General features: G+C 73.2%; 20 protein-coding genes. 11 read left to right on the top strand and 9 right to left on the bottom strand.

From position 1 onward, the window contains the following. Window positions 1-42: 42 nt before the first annotated feature. The 3 genes from IF129_RS21695 to mce all read right to left on the bottom strand — a co-directional run bounded on the left by IF129_RS21695 (window position 43) and on the right by mce (window position 5,332). Entirely contained in the window at window positions 43-984 is a 942-nt protein-coding gene (locus IF129_RS21695; RefSeq protein ID WP_191211458.1) for a coiled-coil domain-containing protein, read from the bottom strand. A 165-nt stretch (window positions 985-1,149) separates the two neighbouring features. Then, window positions 1,150-4,668 (bottom strand): polarized growth protein Scy, encoded by a 3,519-nt coding sequence (scy, locus tag IF129_RS21690; protein WP_191211457.1) that lies wholly within the window; start codon window positions 4,666-4,668, stop codon window positions 1,150-1,152. Between the two features lie 220 nt (window positions 4,669-4,888). Next, window positions 4,889-5,332, bottom strand: coding sequence for a methylmalonyl-CoA epimerase (mce, locus tag IF129_RS21685; RefSeq protein ID WP_191211456.1), 444 nt, complete (start codon window positions 5,330-5,332; stop codon window positions 4,889-4,891). Between the two features lie 136 nt (window positions 5,333-5,468). Here mce and IF129_RS21680 point away from each other — a divergent pair, with 136 nt between their 5' ends. After that, window positions 5,469-6,671, top strand: coding sequence for an acetyl-CoA C-acetyltransferase (locus tag IF129_RS21680; protein ID WP_191211455.1), 1,203 nt, complete (start codon window positions 5,469-5,471; stop codon window positions 6,669-6,671). A gap of 96 nt (window positions 6,672-6,767) precedes the next feature. Further along, window positions 6,768-7,727, top strand: a complete 960-nt coding sequence (gene meaB / locus IF129_RS21675; RefSeq protein ID WP_191211454.1) for a methylmalonyl Co-A mutase-associated GTPase MeaB — start codon at window positions 6,768-6,770, stop codon at window positions 7,725-7,727. 20 nt (window positions 7,728-7,747) lie between these two features. On the opposite strand, the gene IF129_RS21670 is transcribed toward meaB, so the two are convergent. Next, on the bottom strand, window positions 7,748-8,440 hold the full coding sequence (locus IF129_RS21670; RefSeq protein WP_191211517.1) for a PepSY domain-containing protein: 693 nt from the start codon (window positions 8,438-8,440) through the stop codon (window positions 7,748-7,750). A 134-nt stretch (window positions 8,441-8,574) separates the two neighbouring features. On the opposite strand from IF129_RS21670, the gene IF129_RS21665 reads away from it, so the two are divergent. Both IF129_RS21665 and IF129_RS21660 read left to right on the top strand, forming a co-directional pair. Next, complete coding sequence (locus IF129_RS21665; protein WP_191211453.1) at window positions 8,575-9,240, top strand: response regulator transcription factor; 666 nt, start codon at window positions 8,575-8,577, stop codon at window positions 9,238-9,240. Then, complete coding sequence (locus IF129_RS21660; protein WP_191211452.1) at window positions 9,230-10,816, top strand: sensor histidine kinase; 1,587 nt, start codon at window positions 9,230-9,232, stop codon at window positions 10,814-10,816. Before IF129_RS21665 ends, IF129_RS21660 begins: the two co-directional genes overlap by 11 nt. 38 nt (window positions 10,817-10,854) lie before the next feature. Here the strand turns inward: IF129_RS21660 and IF129_RS21655 are convergent, their stop codons facing one another. From IF129_RS21655 to IF129_RS21640, 4 genes are read right to left on the bottom strand one after another with little or no spacing between them, the layout of a single operon-like run. Then, window positions 10,855-11,331: a MarR family winged helix-turn-helix transcriptional regulator gene (locus IF129_RS21655; protein ID WP_191211451.1), complete on the bottom strand. Its 477-nt coding sequence runs from the start codon at window positions 11,329-11,331 to the stop codon at window positions 10,855-10,857. 9 nt (window positions 11,332-11,340) lie between these two features. Continuing rightward, a complete protein-coding gene (locus tag IF129_RS21650; protein ID WP_191211450.1) occupies window positions 11,341-12,099 on the bottom strand; it encodes an AIM24 family protein in 759 nt (252 codons plus the stop codon). Continuing rightward, window positions 12,096-12,746: an AIM24 family protein gene (locus IF129_RS21645; protein ID WP_191211449.1), complete on the bottom strand. Its 651-nt coding sequence runs from the start codon at window positions 12,744-12,746 to the stop codon at window positions 12,096-12,098. Before IF129_RS21645 ends, IF129_RS21650 begins: the two co-directional genes overlap by 4 nt. Then, the gene (locus IF129_RS21640) at window positions 12,746-13,384 is read right to left on the bottom strand and encodes an AIM24 family protein (protein ID WP_191211448.1); all 639 of its coding nucleotides are present in this window, start codon (window positions 13,382-13,384) and stop codon (window positions 12,746-12,748) included. Before IF129_RS21640 ends, IF129_RS21645 begins: the two co-directional genes overlap by 1 nt. 125 nt (window positions 13,385-13,509) lie before the next feature. Between IF129_RS21640 and IF129_RS21635 the strand changes: the two genes are divergently transcribed. From IF129_RS21635 to IF129_RS21620, 4 genes are all read left to right on the top strand, one after another. Beyond that, a complete protein-coding gene (locus tag IF129_RS21635) occupies window positions 13,510-13,872 on the top strand; it encodes a DUF3817 domain-containing protein (RefSeq protein ID WP_191211447.1) in 363 nt (120 codons plus the stop codon). Further along, complete coding sequence (locus IF129_RS21630) at window positions 13,869-14,159, top strand: MTH1187 family thiamine-binding protein (protein WP_191211446.1); 291 nt, start codon at window positions 13,869-13,871, stop codon at window positions 14,157-14,159. The genes IF129_RS21635 and IF129_RS21630 overlap by 4 nt, the downstream gene beginning before the upstream one ends. Before the next feature lie 153 nt (window positions 14,160-14,312). Next, window positions 14,313-16,049: a glycosyltransferase family 2 protein gene (locus IF129_RS21625; RefSeq protein WP_191211445.1), complete on the top strand. Its 1,737-nt coding sequence runs from the start codon at window positions 14,313-14,315 to the stop codon at window positions 16,047-16,049. Window positions 16,050-16,052: 3 nt separating this feature from the next. Beyond that, entirely contained in the window at window positions 16,053-17,984 is a 1,932-nt protein-coding gene (locus IF129_RS21620; protein WP_191211444.1) for a radical copper oxidase GlxA, read from the top strand. Between the two features lie 7 nt (window positions 17,985-17,991). Here the strand turns inward: IF129_RS21620 and IF129_RS21615 are convergent, their stop codons facing one another. Continuing rightward, window positions 17,992-19,008, bottom strand: coding sequence for a glycoside hydrolase family 6 protein (locus IF129_RS21615; RefSeq protein WP_191211443.1), 1,017 nt, complete (start codon window positions 19,006-19,008; stop codon window positions 17,992-17,994). 174 nt (window positions 19,009-19,182) lie between these two features. On the opposite strand from IF129_RS21615, the gene IF129_RS21610 reads away from it, so the two are divergent. The 3 genes from IF129_RS21610 (at window position 19,183) to IF129_RS21600 (ending at window position 22,003) form a co-directional block, all read left to right on the top strand. Next, window positions 19,183-19,692 (top strand): MarR family winged helix-turn-helix transcriptional regulator, encoded by a 510-nt coding sequence (locus IF129_RS21610; RefSeq protein WP_191211442.1) that lies wholly within the window; start codon window positions 19,183-19,185, stop codon window positions 19,690-19,692. A gap of 169 nt (window positions 19,693-19,861) precedes the next feature. Next, window positions 19,862-20,209: a DUF3817 domain-containing protein gene (locus IF129_RS21605; protein ID WP_191211441.1), complete on the top strand. Its 348-nt coding sequence runs from the start codon at window positions 19,862-19,864 to the stop codon at window positions 20,207-20,209. Window positions 20,210-20,302: 93 nt separating this feature from the next. Beyond that, complete coding sequence (locus IF129_RS21600) at window positions 20,303-22,003, top strand: acyl-CoA mutase large subunit family protein (protein WP_191211440.1); 1,701 nt, start codon at window positions 20,303-20,305, stop codon at window positions 22,001-22,003. The last annotated feature ends 51 nt before the right edge of the window (window positions 22,004-22,054 follow it).

Below are 22,054 nucleotides of genomic sequence, written 5' to 3'. Positions count from 1 at the left end.
ACCGCCCCGGGACGAACCGGGACGTCACCTCGGTGGCGACGCTCAGCGGCTCTGCTGGGCCGGCACGTTCTTCGCCGCGCCCTCCTCGTCGTCCATCGGGGCGCCGGAGGCCGCCACGGCGGCACCGGTGAGCGTCGCGAGCATCTCGCGCACATTGGTCAGCTGGGCGTTGATGCTGTCGCGGCGGTTGGTGAGGGCGGCCAGCTCGCGCTCCGACTCGCTGCGGACGCGGTCGGCCTTGGCGTTCGCGTCGGCCACGATGTCCTCGGCCTGGCGCTGGGCCGTTTCCACCGTCTGGCGGGCCCGGCGCTCGGCGTCGGTGCGCAGCTTCTCGGCCTCCAGGCGCAGCTGCTCGGCACGGTGCTCGATCTCCGCCAGCCGCTTCTCGGCCTTCGCCTGGCGGGACGCGAGGTCGCGCTCGGACTGCTCGCGGCGCTTGGCGAGGTTCGTCTCGAAGTCGGCGGCGGCCTGGGCGGCCTTGGCGCGCGTGTCCTCGAAGAGCGCGTCGGCCTCCTCGCGCTTGGACTGCGCGTCCCGCTCGGCGTCCGAACGCAGCTGGGACGCCTCGCCCTTGGCCGCGTCGACGATGCGGACGCCGTCCTCCTCGGCCTTCGTCTTGCGGTCGGCGGCGAACGCCTCCGCGTCGTCGCGGACCTGCTGCGCGGCGCTCTCCGCCAGCTCCCGGTGCTGCTCGGCCGCCCGGCGGGCCTCTTCCCGCAGGTCCTTGGCCTCTTCCTCGGCGAGCCTGAGGATCTTCTCGACCCGCGCGCCCAGTCCGGCGTACGAGGGCTCGGAGTCGTTGACCTGGGCCTGGGCGTTCTGCGTCTCGAGATGCAGTTCCTCGATGCGCTTTTCCAGCGAGGTGATGCGCGAGAGAGCGCTGTCACGGTCGGCGACGAGCTTCGTGATGCGGTCGTCCACCTGGCCGCGGTCGTAACCACGCCGCACGAGCTCGAAGCCGAAGGGGGAGGAAGTGTCGCTCATGGGGTTCCTGTCGAAAGAGACCGGTGAGGTGTTAGACGGAATCCTAGGGGCCGAAGCGGCGTGTCATCGAGCGGATGGCCGATTGAGTGGGGTTTGCTGGGGACAATGTGCGCTCTTTCGGGTGGCTTTCCGGCGTGCGCGCCCGGGTACCGCCCGGCCGTGACCTCAGGACGGCTTGCCACCCGATCGTGGACCGCCCGCACCCGCCCCGGCCTTGACCCCGTCGTCCTTCTCGCCCCTGCCCGCCTTGCCGCCCCTGCTTCCCCGGTCGGCCTTGTCGGCCTTGCCGTCGGAGCCCCCCTCGCGCCCGGCGTCCTTCCCGCTCCGGCCGCCCGCGCCCGGCACCTCGAACGACTCCAGTGCCTCCAGCACGTCCTGCACCCGTGAGATCTCGGCGTTGATGTCCTCCTGACGCCGCACCAGCGTGTCCAGCTCCGCGCGGCCCTCGGCGACGATCCGCCGGGCCTCCTCACGGGCCTCCTCGCGCGTCCGCTCGGCCTCCTTCAGGACGGCGGCCTTCTTCTGCTCCGCCTCCTTCAGCAGCGACTCGGCCTTCTTCACCGCCGAGATGCGCACGCTGCTCGCCTCGGACTTCGCCTCCGACACCAGCGACTCGGCCTTCTCCCGCGCCTCCGCCAACTGCTCCTCGGCCGCCTTCACCAGCTTGTCCGTCCGCTCCCCGGCGGACTTCATCGCCTCGGCCGCCTCGCGGCGGGCCCGGTCGTGCAGCTCCTCGACCTCCGACTCCACCCGGGCGCGCAGCTCCTCGCTGCGTTCGCGGATCGCGCCGGCGTCCCTGCGCGCCTCCTCCAGCATCGTGTTGGAGTCGCCGCGCGCCCGCTCGACCATGGCGTGGCTGTCCGCGCGGGCCTCACCGACGAGCCGCTCGGCCTCGGTGCGGGCCACGCCGATCATCGTGTCGGCCTGCTCCTCGGCGGCCGTCGCGGTGCGCAGCGCCTCCTGCCGGGCCTCCGCCACCAACTCGTCGGCCTGCTCGGCGGCTTCGGTGAGCCTGCGGGACGCGTCCGCCCGCGCCTCGTCGCGCACCCGCTCGGCGTCCGCCCGGACCTCGTCGGCCTGCTCGGCGGCCTCCGCCAGCTTCCACGCGGCCTCCTCTCGCGCGTCGTCCCGCACCCGGTCGGCGTCCGCCCGCGCCTGGTCGGCCTCCCGCTGCGCACTCGTGCGCAGCCGCTCGGTCTCCTCCAGGGCGTCCGTGACGGTCCGCTCGGCCAGGGCCTTCGCGGCGTCCGTCTCCTCGGCCGCCTCCCGGCGCAGCGTCGCCGCGGCGTGCTCGGCCGCCGAACGCAGCCCGGCGATCTCCTCCTCGGCCTCCGCGCGCAGCCCCGAGACCGCGTCCCGCACCTGCTGCGCGTGCTCCTCGGCCGCCGCGACGAGCCCGGCCGCCCGCTCCTCGGCCTCGCCGACCAGCCGGGCCGCCTCGCCCTGGGCCTCCTCCACCCGGCGCCGTGCCGAGGCCAGCAGCTCCTCGCTCTGCTCCCGCGCCTGGGTGCGCTCGCGGTGCGCCTCGTCCCGGGCGTCCGCCAGCAGCTCCTCGGCCTCCCGACGCCGCCGCGACGCCTCCTCCTGTGCCGCCGACAGCGCCTCGGCGGCCTCCGCGCCCAGCCGCTCGGCCGCCGTGTCCGCCTCCGCCCGCACCCGGTCGGCCGTCTCCTGCGCGTCCGTGCGCAGCCGCTCCGCCTCTGTGGCCGCCTCGGTGCGCAGCCGGACGGCGACCGCCTCGCCCTCGACGCGCGCTTGCGCCGCGTCCGAGGTGGCCTCCGTGCGCAGCCGCTCGGCCTCCTCCTCGGCCTGCTGCCGCAACGTGCGCAGCCGCTCGGCCGCCTCGGTGCGCAGCCGCTCGGTCTCGCTGCGGGCCTCCTCGCGCAGCCGCTCCGCCTCCGCGCGGGCCCCGGTCAGCTCCTCCTCGGCGGCGGTCAGCTTCCCGTCCGCCTCGCCGCGCCGCCGGTCGGCCTCCGCCTCGGCCTCGGCGAGCGTCTGCGCCGCCTGCTCGTCCGCCTCCTCGCGCAGCCGGCGCCCGGCCTCCTCGGCGTCCGCGCGGGCCCGCTCCGCCTGCTCCTCGGCGTCCCGCCGCAGCTCCTCCGCCTCGGCGCGGGCCCGCTCGACGAGCTCCTCCGCCTGCCGGCGCAGCGTCGTCGCCCGCTCGATGGCCTCCGTGCGGACGCGTTCGCCCTCCGTCGTGGCGGCGTCGCGCGTCTGCTCGGCGTCCTCCTTGGCCTGGCTCAGCAGCTCCTCGACCTTGGAGGCCGCCTGCTCGATCTGCTGGACGGCGTCCTTGCGGGCCTCCGCGCGCAGGCGTTCGCCCTCCTCGACGGCGTCGGCCCGCAGCTGCTCGGCCTCGCCGCGCAACCGCCGCGCCTCCTCCTGGAGTTCGACGGTCTTCGCCCGGTACTCCTTGGTGTCGGCCTGCGCCGACCCCTTCAACTCCTCCGCGATGTCGTGGGCTTCGGAGCGCAGCCGGTCGGCCTCCTCCTCGGCCTGCCGACGCAGCCGCTCGGCCTCCTCGGCCGCGGCCTTCTTCGTGGCCCGCGCCTCCTGCGACGCCTTGCCGACGATCTCCTCGGCGCTGCGGGCCGCCTCGGAGAGCTGGGCCGCCGTCTCCTCCGCCGCCGACGCCTTCGCGTGGTCCTTGGCCTCGGCCCGCAGCCGTTCGGCCTCCGCCCTCGCGTCGGCCCGCAGCTGCTCGGCCTCCGCCTTGGCCGCCTCCGTCTCGCCGGTTGCCTCGCTCACGAGCCGGGCGATCTGGGCCTTCGCCGTCCGGGTGCGCTGCTCGTTCTGCGCCTCCGCGTCCGCCAGCCGCTTCTCGGCCTGCTCGCGGGCGCCCTCCAGGAGCTTGTCGGCCTCGGCGCGCGCGCCGCGCAGCGCCTCGTCGGCCTCCCGCATCCGCTCCTCGGCGCGCCGCGCGGCCTCGGCGGCCTCCCGGCGCGCGGCGTCGGCGTCGGCCGCCGAGGCCGACCGCAGCCGGTCCGCGTGCTCCGTGGCCTCCTGGGCCTGCGCGGAGGCGGTCGCCATCAGCCGCTCCGCCTCGGCCCGCGCCCGGCGCAGCAGCGCCTCGGCCTCCGCGCGGGCGCCCTGAGCCTCCTCGGTCAGCCGGTGCCGGGACTGCTCCGCGAGCCGCTGGGCCTCCGCGCGGGCGGCGTTCAGCGTCTGCTCCGCCTCGGCCCGCGCCTCCTCCGTCAGCCGCCGGGCCTGCGACTCGCTGCGGGCCCGCACCTGCTCCGCCCAGGCCACGTTCTCGTTGACGTGCGACTCGACGGTCGCGCGGCGCTCGGCCAGCTCCTGGTCGAGCTGCTGTCGTCGGCGCACCGCCTCGGTGTGCAGCTCGGACTCCATGCGGGCCTGCGCCTCGGCCTGCTCCTGGTGCACGCGCTGGGCCTGCGCCCGCGCCGTGCGCAGCTCGCGGTCCGCGTCGGCCCGCAGCTGCTCGGCCTGCATCTGGGCGTTGCGCAGGAGCTGTTCGGCCTGTCCGGCCAGGTTGTCGTACCCGGCCGGGCGCGCGGCGAGGCTCCGGCGCGCCTCGTGGAGCTTGGCGCGCAGCACCTCGACCTGGTAGCCGAGGTCGTCGGCGTGGTCGACCGCCTTGTCCCGTTCCTTCTTCAGCCGTTCCATCTCGGCTTCGAAACGCGACAGGTGGTCGTCAGCCTCGTAGCGGTCGTAGCCCCGCACTGCGCGGTCCCATCCGTCCCCTGGTCGGTAAGGTGAGCAGGCTGTTCCGGTGGCGTCCGGGATCGCTCCACGGAGCGCCGTCCGTAGAGCCTCCGAGGAAATGGTGTCAGATCATCGGCGGCACGCGGAACGGGCCCACGGCGGTTAGCCGTGCGCGTACTCTACCGAGTTCCGCGTTCGCGGCGCGCCCGGACGGCGGGCGGGGCGGGCGGACCGGGGATCAGTCGCCGTGCGACGCGGTGGGCGGCGCGGACGTCACGAGCTCCGTGAGGACGCCGTGGCAGTCCTTGGGGTGCAGGAAGGTGATGCGCGAGCCCATCGAACCGGTGCGCGGCTCGTCGTAGAGCACCCGTACGCCCTGGTCGCGGATCGCGGCGGCGTCGCCGTCCACGTCGGCCGTGCCGAAGGCGATGTGGTGGACGCCCTCGCCGTTCTTGGCCAGCCACTTGCCGACGGCCGAGTCCTCCCGGGTGGGCTCCAGGAGCTGGAGGTACGAGGCACCCCCGTCGTCCGTCCCGTTGATCCTCAGCATGGCCTCGCGGACGCCCTGCTCCTCGTTGACCTCGGAGTGGAACACCTCGAAGCCGTACGTGGCCCGGTAGAACTCCACCGTCCTGTCCAGGTCGAAGCAGGCGATCCCGATGTGGTCGATACGCGTCAACATGGAACAAGGACAACGCTTCGGAGGTGGTTACGCAACGTGCGCACGGTCACACCTTCCGACCGGTGACCTGGCCAGGTACCGCTCAGTACATTGGCGATTAACCCTCGTTCACTTCCTTCTCCGAAGGGGCCGCAGCATGACTGGCACGACCGGCACCACCTCAGTGATCGTCGCGGGCGCCCGTACGCCCATGGGACGGCTCCTCGGCTCGCTGAAGTCCTTCTCCGGGGCCGACCTGGGCGGCTTCGCCATCAAGGCCGCCCTCGACCGTGCGGGCATCGGCGGCGACCAGGTCCAGTACGTGATCATGGGGCAGGTGCTCCAGGCCGGTGCCGGACAGATTCCGGCGCGGCAGGCCGCCGTCAAGGCGGGCATCCCCATGAACGTCCCCGCGCTCACGATCAACAAGGTCTGCCTCTCCGGGCTCGACGCGATCGCCCTCGCCGACCAGCTCATCCGTGCGGGTGAGTTCGACGTCGTCGTGGCCGGCGGCCAGGAGTCGATGACCAACGCCCCGCACCTGCTGCCCAAGTCCCGCGAGGGCTACAAGTACGGCGCCGTCCAGATGCTCGACGCCATGGCGCACGACGGCCTGACCGACGCCTTCGAGAACGTCGCCATGGGCGAGTCCACCGAGAAGCACAACACGCGCCTGGGCATCGAGCGCGGCGTGCAGGACGAGATCGCCGCCGCCTCCCACCAGCGGGCCGCCGCCGCCCAGAAGAACGGCCTCTTCGAGGCCGAGATCACCCCGGTGGAGATCCCCCAGCGCAAGGGCGAGCCCGTCGTCTTCAGCAAGGACGAGGGCATTCGCGGGGAGACCACCGCCGAGTCGCTGGGCAAGCTGCGCCCGGCGTTCGCCAAGGACGGCACGATCACCGCCGGCTCCGCCTCGCAGATCTCCGACGGCGCCGCCGCCGTCGTCGTCATGAGCAAGGCGAAGGCCGAGGAGCTGGGCCTGGAGTGGATCGCCGAGATCGGCGCCCACGGCAACGTCGCGGGCCCGGACAACTCCCTCCAGTCGCAGCCCGCCAACGCGATCAAGCACGCGCTCGGCAAGGACGGCCTGGACGTCTCCGACCTCGACCTCATCGAGATCAACGAAGCCTTCGCCGCCGTCTCGCACCAGTCCATGAAGGACCTCGGGGTGGGCGCGGAGAAGGTCAACGTCAACGGTGGCGCCATCGCCCTCGGCCACCCCATCGGGATGTCGGGCGCCCGCATCGTCCTGCACCTCGCGCTGGAGCTCAAGCGGCGCGGCGGCGGCACCGGCGCGGCGGCCCTGTGCGGCGGCGGCGGCCAGGGCGACGCCCTGATCGTCAAGGTCCCCGGCAAGTAGGACCCGCAAGCACCGGCGGCCCGGCGACAACGGCAGCCCGGCGACAACAGCGACGACGGCGATGGCGCCGACGACGCAGCGAGGAGCGCAGCACGCATGGCGGTGGACGTCCCCCAGCTGGTGGAGCAGGCCCGTGCGGGCAGGCCACGGGCGGTGGCCCGGCTGATCTCACTGGTGGAGGGGGCCTCCCCGCATCTGCGGGAGGTGATGGCGGCCCTGGCCCCCCTGACGGGGAACGCCTACGTCGTCGGGCTGACCGGTTCGCCCGGTGTCGGCAAGTCGACCTCGACGTCGGCGCTGGTCAGCGCCTACCGGAAGGTCGGGAAGCGGGTCGGCGTCCTCGCCGTCGACCCGTCCTCGCCGTTCTCCGGCGGGGCGCTGCTGGGCGACCGGGTCCGGATGTCGGACCACGCCTCCGACCCCGGCGTCTACATCCGCTCCATGGCCACCCGCGGCCACCTCGGCGGGCTGGCCTGGGCGGCGCCCCAGGCCATCCGCGTCCTGGACGCCGCCGGGTGCGACGTCGTGCTGGTGGAGACGGTCGGTGTGGGCCAGTCCGAGGTCGACATCGCCGGGCAGGCCGACACCTCCGTCGTGCTGCTGGCCCCCGGTATGGGCGACGGCATCCAGGCCGCCAAGGCGGGCATCCTGGAGATCGGCGACGTGTACGTCGTCAACAAGGCCGACCGCGACGGCGCGGACGCCACCGCGCGGGAGCTCAACCACATGCTCGGTCTCGGGGAGTCCCGGGGCCCGGGCGACTGGCGCCCGCCCATCGTCAAGACCGTCGCCGCACGCGGCGAGGGCGTCGACGAGGTCGTCGAGGCCCTGGAGAAGCACCGGGCCTGGATGGACGAGCGCGGCGTCCTGGCCGAACGGCGTACGCGCAGGGCGGCCCGGGAGGTCGAGACCATCGCCGTGACCGCCCTGCGGGAGCGCATCGCCGACCTGCACGGCGACCGCCGCCTCGGGGCACTGGCCGAGCGCATCGTGCACGGCACCCTGGACCCCTACGCGGCGGCCGACGAGCTCGTCGCGGGCGTCACGTCCGGCTAGCGCCGGGCGCGGACCGGTCGTCAGACGTCGTCGCGGTCGTCCTTGTCGTCCCGCTCGTCGTCCCGGTCGTCCTTGTCGTCCCGGTCGTCCCGGTCGTCGTGGTCGTCGTCGGTGTCGGGGGAGACCGCGCCCGAGGTGAGGTCGATCCGGACACCGTCGTCGGCGTCGTCGGACGAGCCCTCGTCGGTGTACTCCACCGCCCAGGAGCCGTCCTCCAGCTCGATCTCCTCGACCGTCCCCCGGTCCTGCCCGGCGGCGATGCGGGCGGCGTCGGCCAGGCTCACCTTCGCCCCCGCGAGCGCCGCGCGCACGGACGCGGGCCCGTCCCCGTCGTCGGCGTCGTCGTCGCTGTCGTCGTCCGAGCGGTCCTGTCCCAGCACGCGGCCGTTCTCGCGGTCGACCTCGACCTCGCGGTAGGTGCCGTCCTCCCGCAGGACCAGCACCTCCCAGAGGTTGTCGTCCTCCTCCAGCTCCAGGCCGGCCGCGAGGCCCGGCACCTCCGCGAGGGCGCGCTCGACGGCCTCCCGGGGGCCTGCGGGGCCCTGGTCGGCGGCCGACCGCGCACCGGGCTCCGCGTCGGCGGCGCCGGCGCTCCGCAGCTGACGCGAGCCGCTGTCGGCGCCGTCGTCACTGGCCAGCGCGGTGCCCGTCACCGCACCACCGGCGATGATGCCGGCGGCCGCGAGCACGGCGATGATCTGGTTGCGCTTCATGGGTGTCCTCCCCTGGTCGTCGTCGGCCGGTCCGTTGCTCCGGCCGAGCTGTTCACCACCGTGCAGGGCGGATGCTGAAGCCCCGCTGAATCCACCTGAAGAAGCCTTCAGGTGGCGTCTGCCAGGCTGGCCCCATGCGTGTGCTGATCGTGGAGGACGAACGGCGGCTGGCCCGTTCGCTGGCCCAGGGGCTGGGTGCCGAGGGGTTCGCCGTCGACGTCGTCCACGACGGCCGTGAGGGCCTGTTCCTGGCGACCGAACGCGACTACGACCTCCTGGTGCTCGACATCATGCTGCCCGGCATGAACGGCTACCGGATCTGCGCGGCCCTCCGCGCGGCCGGGGACGAGACGCCGATCCTCATGCTCACGGCGAAGGACGGGGAGTACGACGAGGCGGAGGGCCTGGACACCGGTGCGGACGACTACCTGACCAAGCCGTTCTCCTACGTCGTGCTGCTCGCCCGCATCCGGGCGCTGCTGCGGCGGCGCGGCGGCGGCGCGGCACCCGTGCTGCGCCTGGGCGACCTCACCCTGGACCGGTCCGCCCGCCGTGTCGAGCGGGCGGGGGAGGAGGTGGCCCTGACGGCGAAGGAGTTCGCCGTGCTGGAGCATCTGGCCGGACGGGCGGGCGAGGTGGTCTCCAAGGCCGACGTCCTGGAGCACGTGTGGGACTTCGCCTACGACGGCGACCCGAACATCGTCGAGGTCTACGTCAGCGTGCTGCGCCGCAAGCTCGGTGCCGGGCTCATCACGACCGTGCGCGGCGCCGGATACCGGCTGGTGGACCGTGCCGGGTAGCGGTCCGCGCCGGCTGTTCGCCTCGGTGCGCGCCCGGGCGACGCTGGGCGCGACCGCCGTGGTGGCGCTGGCGCTCGCCGCCGCCGGGGCGGCCGTGCTGTGGCTGCTGGAGGACAACCTGCTGCGCGAGGTGGAGCTGCGCGCCGAGGTGCGGGCCCGCGACATCGCCGGGCAGTTGGCCACCGGAACGGCCCTGGGCGAGGTCGACACCTCGGACGACCCGGTCCAGGTCCTGGACGACGCCGGGCGGGTGCGGGCGGTCAGCGAGGGGCTCGTGGCGCTGAGCGGCACCCCGAACGGCAGCGTGGACCCCGTCGCCGTCCCCTCGCCCTCGCCCACGCCCACCCCCGGCCCGGCGGACGGCACGGCCGACGGTGACGACGACGCCGACGGTGACGCCGATGACGACGACGGTGACGCCGACGATGACGCCGACGATGACGACGACGCCGACGATGACGCCGATGAGCGGGGCGACGACGACAGCGACAACGCCACCGACGGCGGCCTCGGCCCCGGCCAGGTGGACGGCGACGTGGACTTCGTCGACGGCACCGCCACCGTGGAGGACGCGGGCCGGGCCGACTACCGGTTCGCCGTCGCGGAGGTCGTGACGCCGCGCGGGGAGGCCCTGACCGTCCACGCCGGGGCCCCGCTGGCCGTGGAGCAGGCCGCCCTGGAGACGATCCGCACCGCGCTGCTCGTCGGCATCCCGCTCATGCTGGTGGTCGTCGCGGCGACGACCTCCGGGGTCGTGGGGCGGGCGCTGCGCCCGGTTGAGGGCATCCGGCGCGGCATGGCGGAGATCACCCGTTCCACGGACCTCGGCCGCCGCGTCCCGGAGCCCGGTGTGCGGGACGAGATCGGGCGGCTGGCCCGCACCACGAACGAGACGCTGGCGGCCCTGGAGGCGTCCGTCGAGCGGCAGCGCCGGTTCGTCGCCGACGCCTCACACGAGCTGCGCAGCCCCATCGCGTCGCTGCGCACGCAGCTGGAGGTCGGTGCGGCCCACCCGGAGCTGCTGGACGTCTCCGGGGCCGTGCAGGACACCGTGCGGCTCCAGGACCTCGCCGCCGACCTGCTGCTGCTCGCCCGGCTCGACGCGGGGGAGCACCCGGCCGGCGGGCGGGTCGCGCCGGCGGACGTGGTGCGCGAGGAGCTGGCCCGCCGCCGGTGCGACCGGGTGCGGGTGGTGGCCGGGCCGTTGGAGGACGCCGAGGTGACCGGTTCGCGCGGGCAGCTGGCACGGGTGCTGGGCAACCTCCTGGACAACGCGCAGCGGCACGCGTCGGCGTCGGTCCGGGTCTCGGTGCGGACCGGACCGCCCGGTGCCGAGGAGCCGGGCCACGTGGTGCTGGAGGTCGCGGACGACGGGGACGGGGTGCCGGACGGGCAGCGGGAGCGGATCTTCGAACGGTTCGTCCGGCTGGACGACGCCCGCAGCCGTGACGAGGGCGGGGCGGGCCTCGGGCTCGCGATCGCCCGTGAGGTCGCGGTCCGGCACGGCGGCTCCCTCACGGTGTCCTCGGCCCCCGAGGGCGGCGCGCTCTTCGCCCTGCGGCTACCGCTCAGCTGACGTCCCGGCGCCGCACGTCCCGGCACCGCACGGGCGCGTCAGCCGCGGCCCCGGTGTCCGCGCAGGTGCTCGGCCACCGGGGTGAGGGCCTCCAGGAGCGTCTCCAGGTGGCCGGGCCCGAGCAGGTCGATGAAGTGGCGGCGCACCGATTCGACGTGCAGCGGGGCCACGTCCCGCATCGTCTGCCAGCCGTGCTCGGTGAGGCAGGCGAACAGCCCCCGCTTGTCGGTGTCGCAGTGCTCGCGCCGCACCAGCCCGGCGTTCTCCATGCGGGTGATCTGGTGCGAGAGGCGGCTCTTGGACTGCAGCGTGGCCTGGGCCAGGTCGCTCATGCGCATCCTGCGGTCACCGGACTCCGAGAGGTTCACCAGGATCTCGTAGTCGTGCATGGTGAGGCCCTGCGGCTGGAGATCACGTTCGAGCTGGTACATCAGCAGCCGGCTGACGTCGAGATGAGTGCGCCAGGCCCGCTGCTCGTCGTCGCTGAGCCATCGCGCACCGTTGTCGGTGTCCATGCCGTGACTCTACCCAGAGCGCTCGGCCCACCTGGCAAGACCACCGAGACCGCCGAGGCCGCCGCTCGCGCCGGGGCCGCCGCCGGGCGTCCCGCCCCCGGCCGGGGTCCCGCCGACGGGCTGCTCGGGCATGACCGTCTCGGAGGACTGGAGCAGCACCGTGCCCGCACCCGTGAACTCGAACTGGTGCTCCTCGCCGGACGCGCCGCCGACGCCCGTCATCGCGCGCAGCCCGCCGAGGAACCCGCGCAGGTACCCGTGGTCGTAGTGGTGGCACGGCGAGGGGCAGTCGGCCCAGCCGACGAGGGCCTGCGGGTCCACCCGGATCGGCGGCTCGACGAAGTGCACCTCGCCGTTGGAGGCGGCCACGAACTTCCCCGTGCCGATGAGCGTCACGAAGCCGGGGATGATGGACTGCTTGAGCGAGAGGCTCTCCTCGAAGGCCAGCAGGTTGCCGGAGCGGATCGTGAGGTTGCCCTGGTCGAGGTCGAAGGAGTTGACGTCGAAGGCGCGGTCGGCCAGGAGCAGCTTGCCGCGTCCCTGGGCCACGACCCAGTCGGCCGCGTGCAGGGGGGAGTGGAAGCTGCGCGCCACGAGGTGGTCCAGCGGGCCGTGGCCGATGCCGTCGAAGCGGATGTCGCCGAAGTAGGCGATCATCTTGCCCTTCTGGAGGAACCACTGCCCGTCCAGGTCGACGCTGAAGGCGTACGCGTGGACGTTGTCGTTCGCGGGCAGGGTGTGCGCGTCGAAGACGACCGGACCGTTCAAAGCTTCTCCTCACTGGCCTGGACGTACACGGTTCCCTGGCCGGAGAGCTCCAGCTGGAACGCCTCGCCCGAGCCGCGTCCCACCATGTCCCGCCAGCCGAGCGCGGTCGAGAGCCGGTTGCGCAGGTCGCCCCGGTGCGCGACGTACGCCTGGGGGTCGACGTGCACGGCACGCCGCGGCGTCACGGGCAGCTCCAGCACCCCGCCGTGGGCGAGGACGGCCACCGAGCCGTGGCCCTCCAGCGTGGTGGTGAACAGCCCCTGCCCGGTGGCCTGGCCGCGCACCATGCCCATCACGCCGCCCTGGCTGCCGAGGAAGACGGTGCCCTGCCGCAGGGAGCCCTCGAAGGCCAGCAGCCGGTCCGCCTCGACGTGCAGCAGCGACCCGGCCAGGTCGACGACGTGCACGTGGTGGCCGCCGTGGCCGAAGTAGACGCTTCCTCGACCCTCGACGGTCATGAGCGGCGCCGCCTCGCCCCGCGCCCGCCGGCCCAGGGCGGACATCACGCCGCCCTGGCCGCCCGTCAGGTTCGGCGTGAAGGAGACCTCGCCCCGGTAGGCGAGCATCGCGCCGCGCTGGCTGTACAGCGGCTGCCCGGGGACCACCTGCGCCTCGATCATCTTCCCGCTGATCCGGGTGAAGCCCATCAGACCTGTCCTCCCAAGGTCTCCCGCTCGCTGGGCTGGACGTAGACGAGGCCCTCGCCCTCGAAGCGGATCTGGAACGCCTCGCCGGAGCCGTCACCGAGGAGGGTGCGGAACGTGACACCGCTCTGGAACTCCTGGCGCAGCCGGCCGGAGTGCGCGAGGTAGGCGCCGGGGTCGACCCGCAGCGGCGTCTGCGGTGTGACGCGCAGCACGATCGCCGGGCCCTGGGACGTCAGCGCGGCCTGCCCGGTGCCCTCGACGGTCGTCGTGAACAGGCCGTTGCCCTGGGAGGCGCCGCGCAGCCCGGTGAATGTCGTCCCGGTGCGCAGGCCGCCGGCCGTGCACAGCAGGTTGGAGGCCTCGACGTGCAGGGTGTCCTGCTGGAGCGTGACCAGCGAGACGTCGCCCGCCGCGTCGGCGAAGTAGCAGGTGCCGTGCCCCTTCACCTCCATGACCTCCAACTGCTCGCCGGTGAGCCTGCGGGTGACCATGCCGCGCAGGCCGTCACCGCCGCCGGTGAGCTTCTTGAAGGTCATGTCGCCCTCGTAGGCGATCATCGAGCCGTTCTTGGCGCGCACGGCGTCGCCCGTGAGGTCGACGGCGAGCACCTTGCCGTCCTGGAGTCGGAACTGAGCCACCCGGCCGAACCTACCCCCTTGGGGTGACGGCCGGGGAGGGTGCCACAATGGCGGAGGCTTGTGCATCTCTTCACAAGCTCTTTCCCCCCCACCCGCCTCCCGATCCCCCCTCCCGGAGAAACGCCGTGGACATGAAGACCGCCTCCGCCCTCCGTCGCCTCCGCCTGATCTCCGCGCCCGAGGCCGTGTCGTTCCTGGTGCTGCTCGTCTGCTCGGTGCTCAAGCGGACCACCGACTTCAACGCCGTGCCGGTCATGGGGGCGGTGCACGGCCTCCTCTTCGTGCTCTACGTCCTCTTCTGGGCCGACGCGTGGAACCGCGCGAAGTGGCCGCTCGGCCGAGCCGCCCTGTACGCCGCCCTCTCCGTGGTGCCCTTCGGCGGCTTCTACGCCGACAGGATGCTCCGCCGGGAGAGCGAGGACGTCGTCATCGCGGCCCGGGCACGGCGCGAGGACCGCGCGGACCGCGACGACGTGGTGACCGGATGATCGTCGCCTTCTCCGTCACGCCGCTCGGGGTCGGCGAGGACGTGGGGGAGTACGTCGCCGACGCCGTCCGCGTCGTCCGCGCGTCCGGCCTGCCGCACCGCACGGACGCGATGTTCACCTCCGTCGAGGGCGAGTGGGAGGAGTGCATGGACGTCGTCCGCCGGGCGGTGGCCGCCGTCGAGGCACGGGCGCCGCGCGTCTCCCTCGTCCTCAAGGCCGACATCCGGCCGGGCGTCACGGATGGACTAGCCCGCAAGGTGGAAACGGTCGAGCGCCACCTGCGCTGACCGCCCCCGCGATTCCGCAGGGCACCGGCCGTCCGGGCGCCTCCCGAACCGGCCCGCCCCGGCCGCACACCCTCCGCACTCCGTTCGACACACCACGTCGTGTCCCTTCTGCTGGGACCTGTCGGCTTCGTTCGAACGAGGTGTGGAGGGACCGTGCGGTCGGAGAGCTACGACTACGAGACGTACAGCCGTCTCGCGGGACCGCTCACCGAACCCGGGCAGTCGCCGTACCGGGTCCGCTACCGCAGCCTGCTCTCCCGGGAGCCGCACCGGCTGCGCGCCGTCCTGCTGATGACGGCGGCTCCGGCCCTGTCGGCCGTGCTGCTGCTGTGGCTGGTGTGGCCGAGCCACTGGACCGACCGCGCCGGAGCCCCCGGCTGGCTCATCGCGGCGGACTGGGTGATGCTCGGCTGCATCGGCCTGATCGAGCTGTTCCGCTGCGTGAACGTGCTCTCGATCGCCCACGCGACGATGGTCGCCCGCGATCCCGTCCCCGTGCGGCCCGAACCCGGCCTGAGGGTCGCCTTCCTGACGACGTACGTGCCGGGCAAGGAACCCGTCGAGATGGTCCGCGCCACGCTGGAGGGCGCGGTCGCCCTGCGCCACGACGGCACCCTGGACGTCTGGCTCCTGGACGAGGGCGACGACGCGGTGGCCCGCGCGCTCTGCGCCGAACTGGGCGTCCACCACTTCACCCGCAAGGGCGTCGAGGAGTGGAACCGGGCGGACGGCGTGCACCGCGCCCGCACCAAGCACGGCAACTACAACGCCTGGCTCGCCATGCACGGCGCCGACTACGACGTCTTCGCCTCCGTCGACACCGACCACGTGCCGCTGCCGAACTACCTGGAGCGGATGCTCGGCTACTTCCGCGACCCGGACGTCGCCTTCGTCGTCGGCCCGCAGGTGTACGGGAACTACCGCGCGGCGGTCACCAAGGCCGCCGAGAGCCAGCAGTTCCTCTTCCACGCGCTCATCCAGCGCGCCGGGAACCGCTACGGCGGGCCCATGTTCGTCGGCACGAACAACGCGGTGCGCACCTCCGCCGTCCTCCAGATCGGGGGGCTGCGGGACTCCATCACCGAGGACATGGCGACCGGGTTCGAGCTGCACCGCACCCGCAACCCCGCCACCGGCCGCACCTGGCGGTCCGTCTACACCCCGGACGTGCTGGCCGTGGGCGAGGGACCGGAGTGCTGGACGGACTTCTTCACCCAGCAGACGCGCTGGTCGCGCGGCACGTACGAGACGATCCTGCGGCAGTTCTGGCGCCGCCCGTACCGCTTCCCGCCCGGGAAGCTCCTCAACTACTCGCTCATGCTGGCCTACTACCCGATGAGCGCGGTGACCTGGCTGCTCGGCGCGCTGAGCTGCACCCTCTTCCTGTGGCTCGGCGCCTCCGGCACCCAGGTGAGCGCCGCCGTGTGGATGATGCTGTACAGCGACGTGGCCGCCCTCCAGATCGGGCTGTACGTCTGGAACCGGCGGCACAACGTCTCGCCGCACGAGCCCGAGGGGTCCGGCGGGCTGGCCGGTATGGCCATGTCCGCGATCTGCGCCCCGATCTACGCCCGCTCCGCCGTGGCCGCCGTCCTGCGGCGGCCGTGCCGGTTCGTCGTGACGCCGAAGGGCGACACCGCGAGCCCCGACCGGCTCAGCACCTTCCGCGTGCACACGCTGTGGATCGTCGTGCTGGGCACCGGGCTCGCCGCGTCCTTCGTCCTCGGCCACACCCACGCCGCCATGCGCACCTGGACGGTGCTGGCCCTCGTCGTGGCGCTCGCCCCGGTGGCCCTGTGGAGCCTGACCGAATACCGCACGCACCGCGTGCGCCGAGAACCGCGCGACGAGCGGGAACCCGCCCTCGTCGCCACGTCCAGCGGGAGCTGATCCATGCCCTACCGCCCGAGCAAGCAGTTCAAGAAGACCCTCATAGGCACCGGGATCACGGTGGTCCTCGCGGCGCTCAACGCCCCGGCCACCCTCGGGTTCGCCCAGGAACGCCTGCACGAGTACCGCATATCCCGGCCCGAGTACATGGCCCGGTACGGTTCCTGGGAGGTCATGGACGTCCCCTCCCAGTACCAGACCAACGCCATCCACGCGGCGCTGCTGCGCACCGGCAAGGTGCTGCTGATCGCCGGCTCGGGCAACAACCAGGAGGAGTTCGACGCGGGCACCTTCGCGACCATTCTGTGGGACCCGGCGGACGACACCTTCGAGCGCATACCCACCCCCGAGGACCTGTTCTGCGCCGGACACGCCCAGTTGGCCGACGGGCGGATGCTGGTGGCGGGCGGCACCGCCCGCTACGAGGTCCTCGACGGGGACGTGAAGCGCGCCGGCGGGGCCATGCGCGTCAAGAACGAGAACCCGGACGAGCCCCGCACCTTCCCCGAGGGCACCCGCTTCCGCTCACCGGAGGGCAAGGAGTACGTGAGCACCGCCCCCGTCCTCGTGCCGCGCGCGCAGAAGACGACGGACGACGCGGGCGAGGTGACCGTCACCGCCAGCGAGGCCACCGTGTTCGTGGAGGCCGCCGAGGAGGGCGAGGAGTACGTCACCGACGAGGCCGCCCAGTACGAGATCGTCGGGCTGAAGGGCAGGGCCGCCGACAACCTGTACGGCCTCGCGGAGAAGATCGACCTGGGCAAGCAGGACTTCCAGGGGCTCCGGGACTCCTTCGAGTTCGACCCCGTCGCCGAGAAGTACGTCCGCGTCGACCCCATGGCCGAGGCCCGCTGGTACCCCACGCTCGTCACCCTCCCGGACGGCACGGTGCTCTCCGTCTCCGGGCTGGACGAGGTCGGCGAGATCCTCCAGGGCGACAACGAGATCTACGACCCGAAGACGCGGTCCTGGTCCACCGGGCCCAAGCGCTACTTCCCCACGTACCCGGCGCTCTTCCTCGTCGACGACGGCAAGCTCTTCTACTCCGGCGCCAACGCCGGCTACGGGCCCGCCGACAAGGGCCGGGTGCCCGGGATCTGGGACCTGGGGGCCAACACCTTCGACGAGGTCGGCGGCATCAAGGACCCCGACCAGCTGGAGACCGCCAGCTCGCTGCTGCTGCCCCCGGCCCAGGACCAGCAGGTCATGGTGCTCGGCGGCGGAGGCGTGGGGGAGTCGGAGAAGTCCACCGCCCGCACCGCGATCGTCGACCTCACCCGGAAGGACCCCGCCTACCGCGACGGGCCGCGGCTGCCGGAGCCCACCCGGTACCTCAACAGCGTCATCCTCCCCGACGACACCGTCTTCACCACCGGTGGCTCCCGCGACTACCGGGGGCGCGGCGACAGCGACATCCTCGCCGCCCAGATCTACGACCCGGAGACGGAGGAGTTCACCGAGGCCGCCGCCCCCGAGGTCGGCCGGAACTACCACGCGGAGGCGCTGCTGCTGCCCGACGGCCGGGTGGCGACGTTCGGCTCCGACCCGCTCTACGCCGACAAGGACAACACCCGGCTCGGCACGTTCGAGAAGCGGATCGAGGTCTACACACCGCCCTACCTGCACGGGGAGCGCGGGGAGAACCGCCCCGTCATCGGCGACGGCCCGGTGCGGCTCGCGCCCGGCGGCGAGGCGACGTTCGCGACGAAGGACGCCGCGCGGATCGCCAAGGCCCGCCTGCTGCGGCCCAGCGCCGTCACCCACGTCACCGACGTCGAGCAGCGCTCCGTCGCCCTCGGGATGGAACGCGGCTCCGGCGAGGTGACGCTCTCCGTCCCGGACGACCGCTCGCTCCTGCCGCCCGGCTGGTACATGCTCGTCCTCACCGACGACGCGGGCACCCCGTCCGTCGCGAAGTGGGTGCACCTGCCGTGAGTCGGCGTCAGCGGGCGGCGCCCCGGGCCAGGCCGAGCGCGTACTCGGCCCACCAGCGACCGGCGGGCGGCCCGCCCCGGCACTCCCCGTCGGACTCGCCGGGCCGCTTGATCCACAGGTAGGCGTCGAGCAGCGGTTCGCCGGTCTCCGTCGTCGGCGGGGTGCCGAGGGCCCGTCCCGGCGGGTTGCACCAGACGTCGGCCCGCCCGTCCAGCGGCCCGTTCCCGTTGCGGCTGGAGTCGATCACGAAGTGCTTGCCGCCGAGCGCGGCGGACAACCGGCGCCCGTAGGCCGTCACGTCCGCGTCGGTCTGGAAGTTCGAGACGTTGAGGGCGAAGCCGTCCGCCGCCGCGATGCCCGACCGCTCCAGCGGTCGGACCAGCCGACGGGGGTCGGTGATCCAGCTGGGGTTGCCCGCGTCGAGGTAGACCGTGGTCCGGGGCAGTGCGGCGAAGCGTTCGACGGCCTCGGCCAGGAGCGTGTAGCGCTCGTCGTGGTGGACGGCGGGCGTGCACCCGTCCACCAGGTGCGGCACGGCGTCGGGCTCCAGGACGACGACGGCCTCGTGGTCCCCCACGGCCCGGGCGAACTCCGCCAGGTAGGCGCGGTAGGCGCCGGCGTCGGCCGCACCGCCCCGCGAGTACTGTCCGCAGTCGCGGTGCGGGATGTTGTACGCGACGAGGACCGCGGTGGTGTCCGTCGCCTCGGCGCCTTCGACCGCGCGGCGCACGTCGTCGGCCGGGGCGTCGGCGGTCGGCCACACGGCCGTCGGCCGCTCGGAGATGAGCCGCAGCAGGTCGGCGTCCTCCTCCCGGCCCGCCGCCTCCCACGTCTGGACCTGGCGGGCGGCCGGGCTGGCGGGATCGACCCAGAAGGGCGAGGCTCCGGGGCCGGCTCCCGCGCCGTCCGAACCGGCGCGGGCGCTCGGCGCGTCGGCCCCCGAGCCGGCCGAGCAGCTCAGCGCGGCGGCGAGCACCGGGAGTGCGGCGAGCGCGGTGAGCGCGCGGATTCGACGGCCGGACATCCACTCTCCTCCGGAAGGACCGAGGGGACTTATGGGGGCAACGCCGACAACCCTGGCATACCGGTCGGTGAATGACGGGCCGGGACACGGAGCGGTCAGCGGCGGGCGGGCCCGCGGGGACCACGGGCTGAGACCGGGACGACCACCATATGACCGCCGGGTAGGGTCGTAGGCGTGCCGAAGCCGCTCAGTCTCTCCTTCGACCCGATCGCCCGCGCCGACGAACTGTGGAAGCAGCGCTGGGGCTCCGTCCCGGCCATGGCGGCGATCACCTCGATCATGCGCGCGCACCAGATCCTCCTCGCCGAGGTGGACGCGGTCGTCAAGCCCTACGGCCTGACCTTCGCCCGCTACGAGGCGCTGGTGCTGCTCACGTTCTCGCGGCGCGGCGAGCTGCCGATGTCGAAGATCGGCGAGCGGCTCATGGTCCACCCCACCTCCGTGACGAACACGGTCGACCGCCTCCAGCGGGCCGGTCTCGTCGCCAAGCGGCCCAACCCGCACGACGGCCGGGGCACGCTGGCGTCGATCACCGACCGGGGGCGCGAGGTGTGCGACGCCGCCACCCGCGACCTCATGGCGATGGACTTCGGGCTCGCCGCCTACGACGACGAGGAGTGCTCCGAGATCTTCGCGCTCCTGCGCCCGCTGCGCATAGCGGCCCGGGACTTCGACGAGGCGTAGCCCGTCGCGGGCCCGCGACGGGGCCCGCGCGGCCACCGCCGGACGACGCCCGCCGGGGCGCCCGAAGATCGCGCCGAGCACCCGGTTACGCTCGACGGGACGCCGCAGTCTGCCCGGGGCCGCCCCCGCACCCCGGCCGTGCGGGCTGCCTGATGCGAGGAATGGCTCTGTGAAGCAGAAGGTGCTGACCCGCTACCGGGTGATGGCCTACGTCACCGCCGTCTGGCTGCTCGTGTTCACGGGTTTCATCGTGGCGAAGTACGGCTTCGACACCGGTGACACCATGCTCGTCTCCCAGATCCACGGAGTGCTCTTCATCGTCTACGTGGTCTTCGCGTTCGACCTGGGCTCGAAGGCGCGGTGGCCGTTCGGCAAGCTGCTGTGGGTGCTGGTGGCCGGGTGCATCCCGTTCGTCGCGTTCTTCGTCGAGAAGCAGGTCTCGCGGGAGGTCGCGCCGCTGATCGAGGCCGAGGACGCCGACGAGGCGCGGGACGCCGACACCCCCGTGGGCGCCTGACCCCCCTGCGCGCGAGCCCGTCGAGCGGTCCTCGACGGGCCGTCCACCAGCGGCGCTGGCCAAATACTTGGACGTCCTAGTAAATTTGTGTCCATGGACGCTGACGCCATCGCAGAGGGCCGCCTTCGGTGGCAGGCCCGGTTCGACGCCGCACGCAAGCGGGACGCCGACTTCACCACCCTCAGCGGTGACGAGGTCGAGCCGGTCTACGGCCCCCGCCCGGGCGATACCTACGAGGGGTTCGAGCGCATCGGCTGGCCGGGGGAGTACCCGTTCACCCGCGGCCTGCACCCGACCGGCTACCGGGGCCGCACCTGGACGATCCGCCAGTTCGCCGGCTTCGGCAACGCCGAGCAGACCAACGAGCGCTACAAGATGATCCTGGAGGCGGGCGGCGGCGGCCTGTCCGTCGCCTTCGACATGCCGACGCTGATGGGCCGCGACTCCGACGACCCGCGCTCGCTCGGCGAGGTCGGGCACTGCGGCGTGGCGATCGACTCCGCCGCCGACATGGAGGTCCTGTTCAAGGACATCCCCCTCGGCGACGTCACCACCTCCATGACGATCAGCGGCCCGGCCGTCCCGGTGTTCTGCATGTACCTGGTGGCCGCCGAGCGCCAGGGCGTGGACCCGGGCGTCCTGAACGGCACGCTCCAGACCGACATCTTCAAGGAGTACATCGCCCAGAAGGAGTGGCTCTTCCAGCCCGAGCCGCACCTGCGCCTCATCGGTGACCTGATGGAGCACTGCGCGCGCGACATCCCCGCCTACAAGCCGCTCTCGGTCTCCGGCTACCACATCCGCGAGGCCGGTTCCACGGCCGCGCAGGAGCTGGCCTACACCCTGGCCGACGGCTTCGGGTACGTCGAGCTCGGGCTCAGCCGGGGGCTGGACGTCAACCGGTTCGCACCGGGCCTGTCGTTCTTCTTCGACGCCCACCTCGACTTCTTCGAGGAGATCGCCAAGTTCCGCGCGGCGCGCCGCATCTGGGCGCGCTGGATGCGGGACGTCTACGGGGCGAGCAGCGAGAAGGCGCAGTGGCTGCGGTTCCACACCCAGACGGCCGGTGTCTCGCTGACCGCGCAGCAGCCCTACAACAACGTCGTGCGCACGGCGCTCGAAGCCCTCTCCGCCGTGCTCGGCGGCACCAACTCCCTGCACACCAACGCGCTGGACGAGACGCTGGCACTGCCCTCGGAGCAGGCCGCCGAGATCGCCCTGCGCACCCAGCAGGTGATCATGGAGGAGACCGGCGTCACCAACGTCGCCGACCCGCTGGGCGGCTCCTGGTACGTCGAGCAGCTCACCGACCGCATCGAGGCCGACGCGGAGAAGATCTTCGACCAGATCAAGGAGCGCGGGCTGCGCGCCCACCCGGACGGGCGGCACCCGATCGGACCGATCACCTCCGGCATCCTGCGCGGCATCGAGGACGGCTGGTTCACGGGGGAGATCGCCGAGGCCGCCTTCCAGTACCAGCAGGCGCTGGAGAAGGACGACAAGCGGGTCGTCGGCGTCAACTGCCACACCGGCTCGGTGACGGGGGACCTGGAGATCCTCCGTGTCAGCCACGAGGTGGAGCGCGAGCAGGTGCGCGTGCTGGCCGAGCGTAAGGGGCACCGGGACGACGCGGCCGTGCGCGCGGCGCTGGACGCCATGCTGGGGGCGGCCCGGGACGGCTCCAACATGATCGAGCCCATGCTCGACGCGGTGCGGGCCGAGGCCACGCTGGGCGAGATCTGCGGTGTCCTGCGCGAGGAGTGGGGCGTCTACACCGAGCCGGCCGGCTTCTGAACGACCGGTGCGGGGGCACCCCCGGGCGGCACCGACGGGCCGTCACCACCG

Source organism: Streptomyces chumphonensis (assembly GCF_014779715.1).
Taxonomy (GTDB): Bacteria; Actinomycetota; Actinomycetes; order Streptomycetales; family Streptomycetaceae; genus Streptomyces; species Streptomyces chumphonensis.
The sequence above is the reverse complement of the archived record's forward strand: the minus strand, read 5'-3'. Positions and strand labels throughout refer to the sequence as shown.